Raw genomic sequence first — 16,059 nt, forward strand, 5'->3', positions numbered from 1 at the left:
CTTCCTGGATTTGACTTCCCGCTCCCAGCTCGACGGAGCGAATTGGGTCGGGTACGGCGTGTAACGAGTGGACGCGGACACGAGGTTTGTCCCACCCGTACGTCATCAACGCCTCTAGCCTCCCGTCATGACAAGGCCTGACGCCGCCAAGCGCGACCAGCCAGCCGGGACCCGCCCATCGCCGCAGCAGGTCGACATCGTGCGTTACTGGCGCCTACTGGAGCTCTTCAGCCCCCAGCAGGTGGACAAGGTCGACCCGGCTAACACTGAGCGTCCCATCATCGACTACGCCCCCGGCCGCCCCCTGCCCTGGGACACCCTGGTCCCACCACGCCAAGCATCGGATGGGCAGGCACGGCAGAGTGGGCGCGCCAAGAAGAAGGTGTGGCAGCACACGGTCTACCTCGGCGTCTACGACATCGAATCCATCTACGAGCACCTGCATGCCATCTTCCCTCGCGATGAGGACGCCTACGACGAACGTCCCCCCGGTGCGAGCGCATGCGCGGTGATCCTGGTCGATGCTGACGGTTGCATGATCGAGGACAGCGCGGTGCTCTCCTCCGCGCTTTGGGGAATCGGGCGTAGCGTCAGGCCGGGGGTGAGCCACCCCGGGTGGAGCACCGGCTTGGAAGAGGCACAGGAGCAGTTCGCCGTAGCGCTGGCTGAACGACTGGCCCCATCACACGCCCCCGGAAGCAGTACCGGTGCGGCGAGTACGCCTGAGTCAGCTGCTAGGCCGGCGAACGGCGCCGATGACCAGAGCAATGATGGTCACAGCGCTGATGGCCACAGCGCGGCGGGGATTGGGTCTGTCGAGCCCAAGACCCGCATTAACGCCAATGTGCTCGAAGATCTTCTACGGCTCGCACATCAGGCCGCCGGCATCACGGGTATCGCGGGCACTGACAGTACCGGCGGCGCCGGGAGTGCCGAAGGCGCTGGCGGTACCGGCGACGCTAGGAACTTCGCGGGTATCGCCACCTCCCGGGTGCGCATCGCCAGCACGCTGGTGAATGCCGACGCCCGCAACGACTCCGAGGCAAAGCCGGACTTCCTCAACAGTTTCCTGCTCCAGGACCTCGCCACCGTGGCGGACTCCCCGTGGGGGCCAGCACTGCAGGAGTACCTCACCTCCGCCACTGACGTGCCCGTAGCCCGGCGCATCGATGTGCAGGCCAGTCCCGAGGCCGTCATCGCCGGCACACGCATCGAGCAGCTGCCGCCAGGACGCTGGCTCTCCCCTCCTGACATGCATCTCTCCAGCAGCCAACAGTTCGCGGTCAACGAGGCGTTCGCCTCCCTGGGAAGCTCCTGCCACGTACTCGGCGTGAACGGGCCTCCCGGGACAGGGAAGACGACGATGCTGCGCGACGTCTTAGCAGGCAACGTGGTGCAGCGCGCGGGAGTCCTCGCCGGCTTCGACTCACCCTCTCAAGCTTTCACCAGCACGACGCACCGGTGGAAGGCCGGCGATTACACCCGCCAGGTGCGGGGTCTGCGGCCGGAGGTGACCGGCTTCGAGATGCTGCTGGCCTCTTCCAACAACGGCGCAGTGCAGAACGTCTCCGACGAGCTTCCTCAACGCAAGACGGTTCACGACCCTGACGGGGTTGCGGACTACTTCGCTGACCTCGCCTCTGAGATTGAGTACCGCCAGCGCAGCACAGCGGAGGAGAAGAGGAAGCCACGGACCGCGGCTTGGGGCCTGATCGCAGCGCGGTTGGGCAACAGCACGAACCGAGGCAACTTCTACTCCGCGTTCTGGTTCGGCGCAGGCACCCAAAGCACCACAGCCCCACGCACCTCATCCTCTAGGACCCCCTCCGCGACTCCTCCCAAGAACGCGGCGCCGCGCTCAGCGCCCTCCAGCGTTCTTGGCTTGCAGCAGCTACTGAAGGATTGGGAAGCAGACCCTGCGACTCGGCCATCCTGGCAGGAAGCGCGGGCCTCCTTCACCCAAGCACGCGCACGCGTAGCCGTCCTCACCGCTGAGCGCCAACAGGCTCAGAGCCGCTGTGACCTACTGACCCAAGCCGCCAGTGAGCTGGCAGCGGTACGCACACACCTAGAAGAAGCCGATGCTGGCATCCTCAGGCACAGCGAGAGCAGCCAAAGCGCCGCGACGACATCCGCGCGGCTCGCCTCGGCTGTGCAAGCCCCCGCCACACGTCACCAGCGCCACCTGGCGAGCGAACCAAGCGGGTGGGAGAAGCTCGTCGACCGCTCCGCCACCCGCGCCTGGCGCCAAACGCTCAGCGCCCTCGAGCAGGAGCTCAATGCCGCAGAGGCAGCAGCCACCAGCGCTCGCAATGAGCTCGAGCGAGCGCAGGAGGCCCTTACCGTGGCCCGCCAAGTGAGAGAGGCCGCCGCCGGCACGCACACTCGGCTGCAGCAGCAGATGCAGAAACTGCAGCACCAGGTGGAGCAGGACGCAGCCACGTGGGGTCAGGCTCATCCCAGTGGCGAATGGCTACAGAACTCCGAGCAGCGTGAGCTGCATGCGGCGTGGTTGGACCACGACCTCGATGAGGCGCGATCGCAGCTCTTCCTCACCGCCTTGCGGCTGCACCAGGCTTGGTGGGCCGCGGTGCCCAACATCCGCAAGGACCTGCAGGCCGCCTTGGACGTGATTACCGGGGCTGCCCCGCGCACCCTCACCTCAGAGGCGCGCCAGGCTGCGTGGCAGCTGTTCTTCCTCATGGTCCCCCTGGTTTCGACCACCTTTGCTTCAGTGGGACGAATGTTGCGTGGGCTGGGGCCGCACGCGCTGGGATGGTTGCTCATCGACGAGGCTGGTCAAGCCACCCCCCAGGCAGCGGTCGGGGCGATCTGGCGCGCGCAGCGCGTCCTGGCCGTTGGAGACCCGATGCAGCTGACTCCGGTGGTCACGGTGCCGCGCCAAGCGCAGGAAGACCTCGCCGCATCCTTCTCCGTCGCTGAGGAGTGGGTCCCTTCCACAACCTCAGTGCAGCAGGTGACTGACCGGCTCGGACGCTACGGCACCATCCTCACCAACGGTCCGGAACCCCTGTGGGTCAGCGCTCCGCTGCGGGTGCACCGTCGGTGTGCGGAACCGATGTTCAGCATCTGCAACGACATTGCGTATGAGGGGTTGATGGTCAGTGCCGTTACCGGACGCCATGATCCCGTCGCGCAGCTCCCGGCTAGCCACTGGCTGCACGTTGCGGCCACCGACACCGGTACTCACCTGCAGAGGGCGCAAATCGAGAAGTTGCGGGCCCTTCTGGATGACTTGACGCAGCGGGGCGTGGCCATGTCTGAGGTCATCGCTGTCTCCCCGTTTCGAGCCGTTGCCACCGCACTCTCGAGGCTGCGTCGCGACTACCCAGGACTCGTGGCGGGGACGGTGCACACCGCGCAGGGCAAGGAAGCATCCGTGGTCTTCTTCGTCCTGGGGGGAGACCCGAAACGACCCGGCGCCAAGGCGTGGGCCGCGGCGACCCCCAACTTGGTCAACGTCGCCGTCAGTCGCGCCAAGCACCGCCTCTACGTCATTGGCGACCGCGAGGCGTGGCGTAGCTACCCCCACTTCGATCAACTGGACGAGGCACTCACCAAGCACAACAACGACCAGACGAACGACCACGAAGGACAGGAGACAGACGAAACGGAGTGACACCGAGGCGCTCCGACCTCGCCCCATTTCCCTCACCGGTGGCCACCGCAGGAAGAGGCGGCTTGCCCGCTAGCCCATGGGCCGCAGAGTCAGCCAGAGCTGGGACAGACCCGACCACTACCGAATTGACCACGATGACAGTGCTCGAGCACCCACGGGCGGTCAGTTCGGCCGTCACCGCGTGCGATGCTTCAGCACCTCGCGCCACGGGGTCGAGCGTGGTGCCGACTCCCCCGGCCCGGTCCCGGGGCTGCAACCATGAAGGTCATGGCGTACTACCTCGGCCCTGACCGCCCACGCTGGACTCCCACCTCGTGGGACGAGGTCGTCCAGGCGGCGGCCGACGGCGTCTTGGACGAGACGACCTGGGTGGAGCTCAAGCAGGACATTCCCTCAGCCAGCAAGGGCGCCACGACCGAACTCGCCCGAGACCTGGCCTCCCTCGCCCTCTACGGCGGGATCTTGATCGTCGGCATCGCCGATGACGCCGGCCGCCCAGGAGAAGTCATCGGAGTACGCCAGCCGCACCGGTTGGTCCAACGAATCGACCAGGTCGCCCACGACAGCATCAGCCCACCAGTGACGGTCCACAGCGCCGTCCTCACCCACCCCGACGACTCCGACCTGGGCGTCGTCCTTGTCGTCATCGAAGCCAGCCCGCTAGCCCCGCACATGGCCGACGGGTACTACAGGGGCCGCGGCGACACCGGCAAGCGCAAGCTCACCGACCCCGAAATCCGACTCCACCTGGACCGCACGGAGCGCCAACGCGCCAACACCGGTGACCTCCTCAAACAGCTGATGGAGGAGTCCCCCGCCCCCGACCTGCACCGGCTGCACTTCCCGGCCCACCCCCTGGGCGGACGCAACAATGCCCTCGAGGACTGGGTCCACGAGAATCCGCACGAACTGCGCAGCCAGCTCCTCCAAGCCGCGCAACCACACGCCACCCGGTGGGACGTCGCGCAATGGATGGGTGATGCTCACCAGGCCCCGGACGGGGCCACCTACTCCCTCGTGACGCCGGGTACCCCCATCGCGGCACTGCCCAACATGAACCTGCAGCTGATCGACGTCGACGCCGATGGAACCCTGCGCTACACCCTGACCAACATCGCCTCCGTCGAAGGCCACCACCCCAGCGCCCTGACCGTCCTCTCGCTGACCGGTGTGGAGAGCCTGAGCCGTCAGCTGGCAGCGATGATCGCTCGCGTAGCCCACCTGGGTGCCATCACCGGCTCATGGGGACTGGGGATGGCGGTCACCAACCTGTACGGATCCGTCGGCCGCCTACGCGACGGTGACCCAATTGCCGGCTCGCGCTGCTTCCCTCACCGGCACTACGTGCAGACGGTCACTACCACCAGCAGCGCCCTCGCCGCACACCCCGCCGCCGAAGCCCAACGACTGACGAAAGACCTCCGACGCGTCCTGACCGGCACCTCACGCTCCTGAGCGTTCGCGCTGCACCACGCGGTCCCACCCTCACGGCCCAACCCCTCGACTCGCTAGCAGACTGCTAGCCGATCAGAGGATGCAGACCACGTCCCGGTGATGCCTACCCCGCGGCAGCGTTCACCGAGCGCGGCTGGAGACGCTCGCGACCTGCCCGACGCGACCAGGACTGACACCGGAGGCGGCAGCGACGTCACGCACCGACATGCCCCGCGCAACAAGGGTCCGGATCGTCGCGTGCTGCGCAGCGACCAGGCGACTCTCCCTCGCGCGCAGTTCCGCGAGCGCCGCGGCGGTGCGAGCAGCCTCGTCGAGGACGTCGTCCTCTTCGAAGCGCCATACCAAGTCCAGGTTCGCAGCGGCCGCGTCGTCGAGGTCATCACCCAGGACGATGACGTCGCGGACGTACTGATCAAGCTTGCGCAGGTGCCGCGCGTCGGTGGTGCCGAGCTTGCGGCGTCCCTTGTACGCGGTGGCCACGAACGACGTCACCCCCGAGGTCGGGTCGGTCTCACGGCGGACCTTGATCGTGTAGCTGCTCACTTCCACCACCCCTGTCCCAGCACCGTCTCCAGGTCCTTCCCGATCGAGTTCAGCGTTCCGGTCGCGATCTCCGAGCGGTGGGCCGCGATGATCGTTCGGGTCGAGCGCCCGTCCTTGCTCACCTCGTAGAGCCGGTGCGATCCCTTCGTGCGGATCACCTCGACCTCCCCACCGGCCTTCCGGATCAGCTTCAGCAACTCATCCGGCCTCATGAGGGTAAGTCTAGCCGCTAGACACATCAAGTGTCTAGGGGCTAGACGTGCTTTGCGAGCGGGTGGTGCGCACCGTCCCGGCGCCGCACGGCGCTGGAAATCTGTTTCCGGGGTCGCGGGGTCGAGACAACACCCGACCGAGCACCACCTGCGCACCACCCGAACCGCAAGGCGAGACCCGACCATGACCACCCCGCACCTGCTGACCGCCGCCGCCGTGACCCTCCTCGTCCTGGCGGGCGGGGTCATCACCGCCGCCTACCTCTTCCGCGACCGCACCCCCGCGAGCGCCTCGCCGCCGGGCCTGCCGCTGCTGCTGGCGCTCCTGCGCGTCGTGGTCGTCCTCGCGGTGCCCGTCGTGGCCGCCGCGCTGTTCCTGCTCGTCCTGGGCGTCCTGAGCGGCGACGTCACCCCCACCGGCGCCGTGAGCGCCCTGGACGACCTCGTGCGGGCCGTGGGTGACCTCCTGCGGGCCGCTGTCGAGCACACCGGCCCGACCCCGGGCCCGTGACCACCACCGCGTGAAAAGGGCACTCAGACGCGCGTCCCACGGCCGCGGGCAACACGTCGCCCGCCCGCGGCCGGGACGCCCGGCCGCTGCCGGTGGGGTTGACACCCGTGAACAGGGGTTGACTCAACCCCTTGACGTCGCCCCACCCACCTACTGTCCGGCGGCGTCCCCGGCCTCGTCCTACGCGCCGTCCGCGGCCTGCTGTGGGGCCTTCTCGTGGGCCTGGACCTCGTGCCACGGAGTCGTGCGCGGCCCGAACATCCCGAACACCGTCACCGTCTTCACGTTCGCCCGCACCACCGGGTACCAGACGTCGCGCACCCGCACCCGATCCCCCGCGGCCACGTTGTGCCGGCCGAAGTCAGTAGCCGTCCCGTCCGCGACCTGGCGGGCGCGCACGGCCTGCCAGTGCGCCAGGTCGGCACGGTGCGCCGCCAACCGCTCCTCGACCCTGACCGCCTGGGCGGCCATGTTCAGCCCGTAACGCACCCGCGCCTCCTGCGCGCTCTCCCCGACCCGAGGACGACCCGGCTGCACCTGCCCCGCGTCCGGGTCTGAGTCCGGACCCCCTGCCGCGCTCAGAGCCGCCGCAGCGGCCTCCCCGGCCGCGACCGCGCGCACGCAGTGCGCCAACGCCTTCTCCTCACCTCGCACCCTCACGCTCAACCGCTCCACCCGGTTCGCCACCGTCACCGGGTTGTTCCGCGCATCGGTGGCCGCCGCCGCGATCCGCGCCGCCCGCCTCGCCTCCTCGGCGGCGTCGGTGTGCTCCACGCTGGCATCCATGTGCGCGCCCATCCGGGCAGCATCCCGCCGGGCCCGGCCCTCACTGTGATGCCCCACCAGAATCGGCTGACCCAGGGGAATCCCGTCCGCGATGCCGCGTGCTGCGGCGTAGCGATCGGCCGCGACCTGCTCGTGTCGCTGGGCGCGTTCGTCGAGCCGGTCCGCGCGCGCCGCCGAGTCCTGCACCCGGCGAGCCTAAACGGCCTCCCGGTCCCCGGGGGTCGCGTCGATCGACACCGCCACGGTGAACCCGGCCGCCTACACTGGATGGCAGGGCCGTTCGGCTAGTGAGCAGATCGTGAGCAGGGGTGGTGATGGGCATGGTGCACAAGGTGAGGGGCAAGACCCGCGGTGTGATCATCGTCCGGAACGGCGCTGTGGGCTCCGCCAAGGGTGTCATCACCTTGGTTGGGGTGAAGCCCTCCAAGCTGATCAGCGTCCGTGCCCACGACAAGCGTGTCCACCGCGCGCAGTCCGCCCTCACGCAGGCTCGGGCCAAGGACGAGGCGTTGCGTGCCGCCTACGCCGCAGGACCGGGCCGACGCCCCACCGCCGCCGAACGCGATCGGGCCAAGGCCCGTCTTATGGCCTTCCTCACCGACGACGCGGCTCAGGCCACGACGTCGGCTGCTGCGGCCCCAAGCGCCACACAGGGGTGAGCGGGCCGCTGGCCTGGTCTACCGCCCCGTCCGGACGACCTCCTGGTGATGGAGCGCCCCACGACGGGGAAAATCAGGACCCGCTGCGGTGGGAGCTGCTGACCTCTGCCACCGCCGGTGCGCACACCGGCGCGCTGACGCGGTTCCGCTGCACTCGCCCTGGAGCTCTGGAATACGCCCGGCAAGTCGAACGCTTCATCCGTCTCACCCCGGTCAAAGACGGTGACGGCCTGCTCCTGGCGTACTTTGGTCCCGAACTGGCCGCGGTTGCCTGGTGGACCACCGGTGAAGACTGCTACACCAAGTTGCTCGCCTACGGCGTGCACCCGGCCTACCGCAACCGTCGGCGCACTGCTCACGAACTGCTGAGCCGGGTCATCGGCCACCGCCGCCAAGTGGCCGAGAACGCCCGCCCCCAGTGCCCCGGCTTCCTCATCCACGGCCTCGTACACCCCAATAACGCGTCGAGCTTCGCAGCCCTGGAGGCAGCGCAGTTCAGGCGCGCTGAGGACCCCGAAAACTCCGAGTTCATCGAGATGCAGTACAACGCCCAGTTGTAGGAGCCGCCGAGAACGCTACCGGTGAAGGTTAGGACGGGAAGTCCCACAGGTTGTCGCGGTTGCAGTTCCACGCCTACCACTCCACCAGCGGACGCTCCACCTGGGCGAGCACCGATCAGTCCTGCAGCGCCTTCTGCATCTGCACCTGCATCACGTCCTCGTTCAGCGGGAACGCCCCGAACAGCGCATCGCAGCTCGGTGCCCCCTTCCCGTTCCGTACGCCCACTCATCCGGTGATCAGCACCTGCCGCTTCCCCATCGCCAACGACGTGGAGGAGGTATCGCTTAGGGTCGTCGAGTCCGTCGCCGCCCGTCCACGTCACCGCGTAGTTCGCGGTCCTCCTCACCGTGTACGCCTTCCCGGCTGGTGCACCGACGTCTTCTCATACCGGTGCCCGCACGTCGGAGAGTCCCGATCCCCGTACGACTCCTGGTGGGCCTCGCCCCGGCGACGTGCACGCCAGCGTCGTCCCATCACTCCTGTCGTAGTCGATACGAGTCAACTGTGCCGTTGCCGTCACGCTCACCCCGCCCAGCGTGGCCGTCGCCGTGATCGGCTCCCACTGCTGCGCCGGGGTCCACAACCACACCGGCAAGCCGATGAGCCCGAACGCCCCCGACGCCAGCTTCGGCACCATCTGCGTGGCCGGTGGCTCGATCGACAACCGCGCCACCGCCAGCGCCGCGACCTCGGCCGGGTTGATCGCGTTCGGCGCCGCTCCCAGCACGGCCGGTACCCACGGCAAGCCCGTGAAGAAGTCCGTCCCATCCTCAGCGATCAAGCACGTGTACCTCGGCACCGTCGAGCACTCCCGCCGACTCACCGACTGCCCGACTGCCCGAGGGATCGTGGGGCACCTTCGGCACCTGACGACCCAACACCGACTGCGTCTTCGACCCACCACCGCCACCACCCGATAGCCCACCCGACGGCGGCTTCTCCACCTGGACCGCGCGTTGTGTCGGAGGTCCGCGTCACACTCACTGCTGTGAGTGATGACGCCTCGGATCGGCCGGTGCCGGCAGCCTCCGACCTGTCCGCACCGGTGCAGGACGGCCTTGACGGGGACGTCGGTGTCCAGTCGAGCAGCCTTTGGCTGCAGCACGCTGAGCAGCCTCCGGCGTGTCCAGCGTGGGCCTACGACCTCATGGAGCTGCTGCAGCGTCACCGCAGCTACCGCTCCCCCGGCGCCTTGCCTCTTCACCTGCTGCTGGCTGAGCTAGACGGCTGGCTCTTGCTGGATCGCGCCAAGCCCTGGTCCGAGAAGGGGACTCGTAAGCAACTCCAGGCCGAGGTTCACGCTACCCGCCTGAACCTGGGGCCGGCCGTAGCTGCCGCCCTGGGGTCTGACCTCGATACGTACTTCCACCGCGTCCCTCTACTACTGGCGCAGGATGCCCCTGACCGTGAAGAACGTGACCAGCTTGCGGAGCTGGGTCAGCATCTAGCCTCGATCTTTCGTGGAGAGCCTGACCCGGGACGTCGACACGGGTCGTAGATGCGCCGAAGTGCCTGCTCTACAGGTGATCATGTTGCTTGTCGAGAGCCCATGGCCACCACGCAGAGAGGCACTTCGTGAGTGAAGACTAAACCCCGCCTCCACCAGCTGACCGTAACCGCAGACGGCGAGTCGCTGATCTCCTCTGCCGGTGCATCACTCCTGGTCGACACCGCCCGCCTCGCCGGTCTGGACACCGCTCTGCGCCGGGCCCTGTCGCCCTGGTGTGGGCCCGGTGCGGTCCACGACCCCGGCAAGATCATCCTCGACCTGGCGATGGCCGTCGCTCTCGGCGGGGACTGCCTGGCCGACCTCGGCGTCATCCGCGCCCAATCGCAACTATTCGGCCCGACCGCCTCCGACCCCACCGTCTCCCGATTGATCGCGAAACTGGCCGCCGATGCTCCCAACGCGCTGGCCGCGTTGCGCCGCGCCCGAGCGGCTGCTCGTGAACAGGTCTGGAACACCTCCTCACCAGTTCCAGACAAGGGGCACATCGTCATCGACCTCGACGCCACCATCGTGCTCGCGCACTCGGAGAAGGAAGGCGCGACCCCGACCTGGAAGCGCACGTTTGGGTTCCACCCGCTCCTGGCGTTCCTTGACCACGGACCGGGAGGGACCGGGGAGTACGTCGGCGGCATGCTGCGCATCGGCAAGGCCACCGCCAACGATGCGGCCGCACACATCGCCGTCCTCAGTCAGGCGCTGCAGCAGATACCTGAACAGGAACGATCCCGGGTTCTGGTCCGCGGCGACGCCGGCGCGGGAGTCCAAGCCTTCGTCCGGCACCTGCACGAAACCGGACTGGCGTATTCCGTTGGCCTGTACGTGCATCACCCGATCCTGGACGCGCTCCCGCAGATCCCGAAACAGGCCTGGCGGGCCGCGATCGACCCCGACGGCTCCGCCCGCGACGGCGCTCAGGTCGCCGAACTGACCCGCTACGTCCGACCGTCCAAGAGTCCCTGGCCGCCGGGAATGCGGATCATCGCCCGCCGCGAACGACCCCACCCCGGAGCGCAGTTGCGCATCACGGACGCCGACGGATGGCGGATCACCGTGTTCGCCACCAACGTGGTCGGCGGCAAGATCGCCGAGCACGAACTGCTCCACCGGCTGCGGGCCAGGGCCGAGGACCGCATCCGTTGCCTGAAGGACACCGGACTGCGCAACCTCCCGCTGCAGGGGTTCGCGGCGAACCAAATCTGGCTGGAGATCATCGCGCTGGCCAACGACCTGCTCGCCTGGACCCAGCACCTGGCCCTCACTGATACTCCGGCTCGGGCCTGGGAACCCAAACGCCTACGCCTACGACTGCTGTCGGTGGCCGGGCGGATCGTCCGCACCGCACGACGGCGGTTCCTGCGCCTGCCGCGGGACTGGCCCTGGTTCGACGTCGTCCTCGCCGGACACCGCCGGCTCGCCGCCCTCAGCCCTTGACCCTCATCAACGTCTCGACGACCGGAGCTTCGGAAGCCGCGCGCAGTCGCGGGACTGCCGCACGCCCAGCATGAGAAGCACCAGACCGGACCCCCATCGACAGCCTCAGTCGTCGCCTCGCGAAAGATCGAGGCTAGCTCTGGATCCTGGGAACCTTCGTGGTCCTCGAGGTGCACACGATCCGCCGCTTCGGGTGGCGAGAGCTGAGTAGCGCGGAGGTCGAGGCCAGCATGGACTGGTATCGCGAACTCGGCGCTCGCATGGGCCTGTGCGACATCCCCCCCCCCCGCCGGTCAACGACTCACCGCCGCAACTCTCGACACTGTCTTCGATCCCGTGCCGCAGCCGCTACGTCCCCTGGCGATACGTGCAGCCGCAGTGCTGCTGGAGGAACCGGCTCGTTCGGCCCTTGGTTTCGCCGCCCCTGGTCTTCTCATCCGGACGGGAGTTCGGATGCTGTTCCGGTTGCGAGGGTTGCGTCGGCGGCGACGGCGGCGACGGCCAACCCCTCCGAGCTGGTTCGAGTCCGGAGTGGCGACCAGCATCTACCCGCAGGGATACCGGCTCAACAATCTGGGACCCCGCGAAGGGTGACTCAGACCAGGACAAACCGTGCTCGGCGGCGACGTGCCAGGTGTGCCGGCGGAGCGTGTCCAGACGATCAAGTAGCAGTCGGACGCGCCTCTGCGGAAGTGGCCGGGAGGGCACCGCCCCCACCGTCAGCTGCGTAGGGCCAGGTCCAGACGGCGCATCAGCTCGCCCACCCTCCCGCCACCTGCGGGAGCCGACGGCAACCTGCTCAGCACAGCGCGAACTTCTGGTGAGGCTTCGCACTGGGCCCGCTCGACCTGTTCCTCACCAACGGCGCGCTCATCGCTGTTGGCCAGTTCCAGTGCTCGGGCGGCGTGCGCTGCTGCTCCCAGGACGTGCTTGACCTGGTGCGCGTCGGCCAGGGGGTGCAGGTACGCGCTACCTGCTGCGTGAGCGGCGGCTCGCGCGGCGTCTCGAACTGGCGGTGAGGCGACTTCGCGGGCTGCTTGGTGCGCTGCCCACGCCGTGGTGCGCAGCGCCGCTCCGCGGTTGCCTCCGGCGGCGAACGCCTCGGCGGTCTCGATCGCCTCCTGTGGGCGCAGGTCCTCAGGGTGCTCGTTGTTGAAGGTGGCCAAAGCGGTGCGGGCGCAGGCTGCAGCAAAACTGGTGATGGCGCGCAGTTCCGTTTGACTCAGCTCGATCGTGTCTGCCCTGGGACTCACCTCACCATCCTTGCGGCGAATCTCTTGGAGACGTCCGGGCCGGCGGTACGACCGCGAGTTCCTACCAAGCCGCTCAGGTACGCCCCCAGAACGCGGTCGGGTCCTGCGCCGGGCGGAACCCGAGGGCCGCTACCGCCTTCGACACTTCACGAAAGCGGCGACCGACGTAGCTGGGGACGTGGGCATCGCTACCGAAGGACACCGCCGTCCCGCCGGCCTCGTGCCACCAGCGGACCATCCGCAGGTCCAGCGGGATGGACGTGTTGACCTCCAGCACTCGTCCGGAAGCCGCCAGGACGCCCAGGACGTGGCGGGTCTGTTCCTCCACCTGGCCCCAGGGTGAGGGGCCGTCATCGGGGGTCCAGTGCCGCAGGGAGAAGTCGATGTGACCCAGCACCTCGAACGGTCCGTCGCTGGCGACCATGGCCTCGACCTGACTGAGGTAGGCCGCAAGCAGGTCGACGGGGCTGTGCTGGTCCTTGGCGTGATCGACCAGCAGGTGTTCCCCGGGCGCGCGGGTGTCTTCCAAGGTGTGGATGGAGCCCACGATGCGGTCGAAGCCGCGGGAGAGGACGTCACGGATGGCATCGGTGTGCCAGTGCACCTCCGACATCTCTACTCCCGAGCGGATGGTCAGGTCCGGGAAGCGGTGCCGGCAGTCTTCGATCGCGGCTTGATAGGCGTCGACCTCCAGGGGGGCGCCCATGAAGTGCCCGTGCCCGCCGGGGCCGATCGGGTCGTCGTAGCTGTCGCGGATGCCTTGGTCCCAGGCCCAGCCGCCGGGTGGGGCGTTCCAGACGGTGAAGTCGACATGTTCGGTGAAGGAAATCGCCGGCAGGCCGATGACGAGGGCGTGCTCGCAGCTGGCGCGCATGTTGCCGTGGAAGGAGTCCCAGGAGAACTGCGAGTGGGTGTGGTCGTCCGCGGGCAGCGATGTGGGGGTGTTGGCTGGGGCAGCGGATGTGATCGACGGCTCCGTCATGAGTGGCCACGGTTCCAGACGGCGCCTCGACGTGCCAGGGCTACCGGGACCCGTCACTGCTCACTTGAGGTTGTCGAGCAAGGGTGCCGCCGGGCTGTTCAGAACCTTCTGATTATTCGCCTCTCGACACAGAGAAGTGTGATGACCGCGACGTCGCGGTTGACTGAGACCGGCCGGATCGCGGGATGACTGTGCGGTCCTCAGGCGGATTTTTCAGGCTCCTCGGCCACAAGCTCGACCTCGAAGCCGGCGTCGTCTTCGAGGAAGGCGGCGTAGTGCTGCGGCCCGCCGGCGTGCGGGTGCAGGTCAGTGAACAGCAGTCGCCACCCGTGCTGCGGTGCCTTGCCGGTGAGGGCGTCGACGTCTGCTCGGCTGCCGGCCCACAGGGCGAGGTGGTTCATGCCGCTGCGGAGCCGCTCGGTGCGCCCGCGGACGTGGTCAGTTCCGGACTCCAGGACCACGTAGGTGTCCTCGAGGGACCAGGTACAGCCAGTCGCCCAGGTGTTAGTACGGGTGTAGCCGAGGCGCTACAGCAGCCAGGGCCAGGGTCCGTCGAGAGCGGTGGCGTCGTCTCTCCACAGCTCCAGGTGGTGCAGATGTCCTCGCTTCACGGCGTCATCCTCGCTCCTCGCACCATGCGGGATGGCAGGCGATGAGTAGGCGGTGAGTAGGAGATCGACCGGCTACCGCGATTCGAGCCAGTGGTCAGGTGGAACATCCGGTCGCTGTGGCACAGGACGCTTCTGCTCACCCCAACCACCAGATCCGAACGCGAGGTCGGCCACCCCGCGCCAGAAGCGTCCAGCCGCAGGGTTGTCGTGCTGGAAGGCGATCGACCACGGCCCGTGATGCCGGCCCAAGACGTCGAGGGCGATCTGCTGTCCCAGCCCCTCACGGCGGACGACAGGTGCGACCCACAGCGCCGCCAGGCCGCGGCGCTGACCGGTGAGGCCTTCCACCACGGCGAAGCCGAGAGGAGCCTGCTCACCGGTCTTGGGGTGCGCCCGCCACGCCAGGTAGGCGACGTGGTCCTCACCGGGCGCGCGGGGCAAGTCCTGGGCCTGGTAGCGCCCGTCGGCGTAGGGCAAGGCGCCGACAGCAAGGGCCAGGTCATGACGAAAGCACTGCCACAGCCAGGCCAAGACCTCCCACTCCTGCTCGGCCTGTGCGGGTTGGATCGACAGGGCGGCCCCGGGCATCACAGGTTCAGTCATCGCGGGTTCAGTCATCGCGGGTTCAGTCATCGCAGGCTCAGCGGACGGACGAGCTCGCGGAAGGTACGGCCAGCGGGGCCGGTGAAGTCGCGGACGGGGGTGAAGCCGGCCTTGTGGCACAGGGCCAGGGAACGTTCGTTGAAGGTCGCGACGGCGGTGCGCAGCTGCGTGGGGCCGAAGAGGTCCTGCGCCACGGTGGCGACCTGCGGCAGCAGCTCGGAGGCGAGACCGCGGCTGACTAGGTCGGGGCGCACGCCCAGGCCGACGTCGAGGATGCCGTTCTGAGCGTGCTGGCCGCGGACGCGCGCTTCGGGGCCAAGGACGCAGAAGGCGACGACCGCTCCGTCCTGGTTCAGGACCGGGTAGTAGCCGTGGCCTGCCTCGTCGCGGTCGACGAAGAGGGCGGTGTTGTCGGGGTCGACGTCGTAGAGGTCGAACGGGGGTGGGTAGCTCCACGCTGCGACGGAGCGGGCTTCCTCATCGGTCATGGTGCGACTCAGCAACGTTGGCACCTGCGTCACCGTAGTCAGGACTGCTGATGCGGTTACGGGCCTTTCGGCAAGACCGTGACGTCCCGGGCCGCCGGCGACAGCGCGGCATGACCGGAGGATGCCCCAGCGTCAGAGGCGGCGCTGGTAGCTGACCTCATCCAGGACGGCGCCCTGGCGTTGGTCTTGCTTGGTGCGTCCGTCGGTGCGCCAGCCGCACCGTTCGTAGAAGCGCCGGGCGCGGGTGTTGCCGGCCAGGACCCACAGGGTCGCGTTGATGAAGCCGTCGCTGCGCAACTCCTGGGTGGCGGTGTCGAGCAGGGCGCGGCCGGCGCCGGTGTTCCAGTGCCCGGGGTGCACGTACAGGGACTGGACCTCGCCGGTGGTGCGTGTCGCTCCCTCGTCGCGGCTGGGGCTGCGGCGCACGAAGCCGATGACGTCTCCCGCGAGATCGAGAGCGACGAAGCAGTGTCGTGGTGGGGTGATGGGCAGTACCTCATGCCAGCGCTCGACGGAGCCGCTCAACGACAGCGCCGCGATCATCGTGTCGGGCACCAACCCGGTGTAGGTGGCGCGCCAGGTGTCGACGTGGATGCGTGCGAGCTGGTCGGCGTCGTCGAGGACGGCGGGTCTCACCACGGTCATCGTCGAACCCTAGGCAGAAGTTTCGTTCGCTCGAGGTATCACGGCTACGTCGCGGGTCTGCTCTTGACAAGACCGCGACGTCGCCGGCCACCAGTGACAGCACGCGGGTCTGTCCCCGCACAACGCGGGATGACCGCGAGGTCGGCGGACAGGTGCGTCAGCGTTAGGA

16 protein-coding genes are annotated in these 16,059 nt (G+C 68.4%); 7 read left to right on the forward strand and 9 right to left on the reverse strand.

From position 1 onward, the window contains the following. The first annotated feature begins 127 nt into the window (after positions 1 to 127). The gene (locus OG218_RS02165; RefSeq protein WP_328291559.1) at positions 128 to 3,640 is read left to right on the forward strand and encodes a DEAD/DEAH box helicase; all 3,513 of its coding nucleotides are present in this window, start codon (positions 128 to 130) and stop codon (positions 3,638 to 3,640) included. A 258-nt stretch (positions 3,641 to 3,898) separates the two neighbouring features. Beyond that, positions 3,899 to 5,095 (forward strand): AlbA family DNA-binding domain-containing protein, encoded by a 1,197-nt coding sequence (locus tag OG218_RS02170; protein ID WP_328291560.1) that lies wholly within the window; start codon positions 3,899 to 3,901, stop codon positions 5,093 to 5,095. Between the two features lie 120 nt (positions 5,096 to 5,215). Here the strand turns inward: OG218_RS02170 and OG218_RS02175 are convergent, their stop codons facing one another. Next, the gene (locus OG218_RS02175) at positions 5,216 to 5,638 is read right to left on the reverse strand and encodes a hypothetical protein (protein ID WP_328291561.1); all 423 of its coding nucleotides are present in this window, start codon (positions 5,636 to 5,638) and stop codon (positions 5,216 to 5,218) included. Beyond that, positions 5,635 to 5,850 carry a type II toxin-antitoxin system HicA family toxin gene (locus OG218_RS02180; RefSeq protein ID WP_328291562.1) on the reverse strand — a complete coding sequence of 72 codons (216 nt, stop codon included), beginning with the start codon at positions 5,848 to 5,850 and terminating at the stop codon, positions 5,635 to 5,637. The genes OG218_RS02175 and OG218_RS02180 overlap by 4 nt, the downstream gene beginning before the upstream one ends. A gap of 184 nt (positions 5,851 to 6,034) precedes the next feature. Between OG218_RS02180 and OG218_RS02185 the strand changes: the two genes are divergently transcribed. Then, complete coding sequence (locus OG218_RS02185; protein ID WP_328291563.1) at positions 6,035 to 6,361, forward strand: hypothetical protein; 327 nt, start codon at positions 6,035 to 6,037, stop codon at positions 6,359 to 6,361. A gap of 180 nt (positions 6,362 to 6,541) precedes the next feature. Here the strand turns inward: OG218_RS02185 and OG218_RS02190 are convergent, their stop codons facing one another. Further along, positions 6,542 to 7,333 carry a DUF3560 domain-containing protein gene (locus OG218_RS02190; RefSeq protein WP_328291564.1) on the reverse strand — a complete coding sequence of 264 codons (792 nt, stop codon included), beginning with the start codon at positions 7,331 to 7,333 and terminating at the stop codon, positions 6,542 to 6,544. A gap of 227 nt (positions 7,334 to 7,560) precedes the next feature. Between OG218_RS02190 and OG218_RS02195 the strand changes: the two genes are divergently transcribed. The 4 genes from OG218_RS02195 to OG218_RS02210 all read left to right on the forward strand — a co-directional run bounded on the left by OG218_RS02195 (position 7,561) and on the right by OG218_RS02210 (position 11,308). Next, a complete protein-coding gene (locus tag OG218_RS02195; RefSeq protein WP_328291565.1) occupies positions 7,561 to 7,806 on the forward strand; it encodes a hypothetical protein in 246 nt (81 codons plus the stop codon). Beyond that, a complete protein-coding gene (locus OG218_RS02200; protein ID WP_328291566.1) occupies positions 7,803 to 8,366 on the forward strand; it encodes a hypothetical protein in 564 nt (187 codons plus the stop codon). The genes OG218_RS02195 and OG218_RS02200 overlap by 4 nt, the downstream gene beginning before the upstream one ends. 537 nt (positions 8,367 to 8,903) lie before the next feature. Next, on the forward strand, positions 8,904 to 9,287 hold the full coding sequence (locus OG218_RS02205; protein ID WP_328291567.1) for a hypothetical protein: 384 nt from the start codon (positions 8,904 to 8,906) through the stop codon (positions 9,285 to 9,287). A gap of 659 nt (positions 9,288 to 9,946) precedes the next feature. Continuing rightward, positions 9,947 to 11,308, forward strand: coding sequence for an IS1380 family transposase (locus tag OG218_RS02210; RefSeq protein ID WP_328291568.1), 1,362 nt, complete (start codon positions 9,947 to 9,949; stop codon positions 11,306 to 11,308). A 719-nt stretch (positions 11,309 to 12,027) separates the two neighbouring features. Here OG218_RS02210 and OG218_RS02215 read toward each other — a convergent pair. From OG218_RS02215 to OG218_RS02240, 6 genes are all read right to left on the reverse strand, one after another. Beyond that, positions 12,028 to 12,561: a putative immunity protein gene (locus OG218_RS02215; protein WP_328291569.1), complete on the reverse strand. Its 534-nt coding sequence runs from the start codon at positions 12,559 to 12,561 to the stop codon at positions 12,028 to 12,030. A gap of 73 nt (positions 12,562 to 12,634) precedes the next feature. After that, positions 12,635 to 13,543 carry a PHP domain-containing protein gene (locus OG218_RS02220; protein ID WP_328291570.1) on the reverse strand — a complete coding sequence of 303 codons (909 nt, stop codon included), beginning with the start codon at positions 13,541 to 13,543 and terminating at the stop codon, positions 12,635 to 12,637. A gap of 200 nt (positions 13,544 to 13,743) precedes the next feature. After that, a complete protein-coding gene (locus OG218_RS02225; protein WP_328291571.1) occupies positions 13,744 to 14,004 on the reverse strand; it encodes a hypothetical protein in 261 nt (86 codons plus the stop codon). A gap of 222 nt (positions 14,005 to 14,226) precedes the next feature. Then, positions 14,227 to 14,772, reverse strand: coding sequence for a hypothetical protein (locus tag OG218_RS02230; RefSeq protein ID WP_328291572.1), 546 nt, complete (start codon positions 14,770 to 14,772; stop codon positions 14,227 to 14,229). Positions 14,773 to 14,783: 11 nt separating this feature from the next. After that, complete coding sequence (locus OG218_RS02235; protein ID WP_328291573.1) at positions 14,784 to 15,245, reverse strand: GNAT family N-acetyltransferase; 462 nt, start codon at positions 15,243 to 15,245, stop codon at positions 14,784 to 14,786. Positions 15,246 to 15,377: 132 nt separating this feature from the next. Next, positions 15,378 to 15,890, reverse strand: coding sequence for a GNAT family N-acetyltransferase (locus tag OG218_RS02240; RefSeq protein WP_328291574.1), 513 nt, complete (start codon positions 15,888 to 15,890; stop codon positions 15,378 to 15,380). Between the last annotated feature and the right edge of the window lie 169 nt (positions 15,891 to 16,059).

It is taken from the genome of Kineococcus sp. NBC_00420, assembly GCF_036021035.1.
Taxonomy (GTDB): domain Bacteria; phylum Actinomycetota; class Actinomycetes; order Actinomycetales; family Kineococcaceae; genus Kineococcus.

Bases quoted from the DNA above. Each gene is read 5' to 3' on its own strand.
- OG218_RS02165 (WP_328291559.1), top strand. From the start codon at position 128: ATGACAAGGCCTGACGCCGCCAAGCGCGACCAGCCAGCCGGGACCCGC.
- OG218_RS02170 (WP_328291560.1), top strand. From the start codon at position 3,899: ATGAAGGTCATGGCGTACTACCTCGGCCCTGACCGCCCACGCTGGACT.
- OG218_RS02180 (WP_328291562.1), bottom strand. From the start codon at position 5,850: ATGAGGCCGGATGAGTTGCTGAAGCTGATCCGGAAGGCCGGTGGGGAG.
- OG218_RS02185 (WP_328291563.1), top strand. From the start codon at position 6,035: ATGACCACCCCGCACCTGCTGACCGCCGCCGCCGTGACCCTCCTCGTC.
- OG218_RS02220 (WP_328291570.1), bottom strand. From the start codon at position 13,543: ATGACGGAGCCGTCGATCACATCCGCTGCCCCAGCCAACACCCCCACA.
- OG218_RS02230 (WP_328291572.1), bottom strand. From the start codon at position 14,772: ATGACTGAACCCGCGATGACTGAACCTGTGATGCCCGGGGCCGCCCTG.
- OG218_RS02235 (WP_328291573.1), bottom strand. From the start codon at position 15,245: ATGACCGATGAGGAAGCCCGCTCCGTCGCAGCGTGGAGCTACCCACCC.
- OG218_RS02240 (WP_328291574.1), bottom strand. From the start codon at position 15,890: ATGACCGTGGTGAGACCCGCCGTCCTCGACGACGCCGACCAGCTCGCA.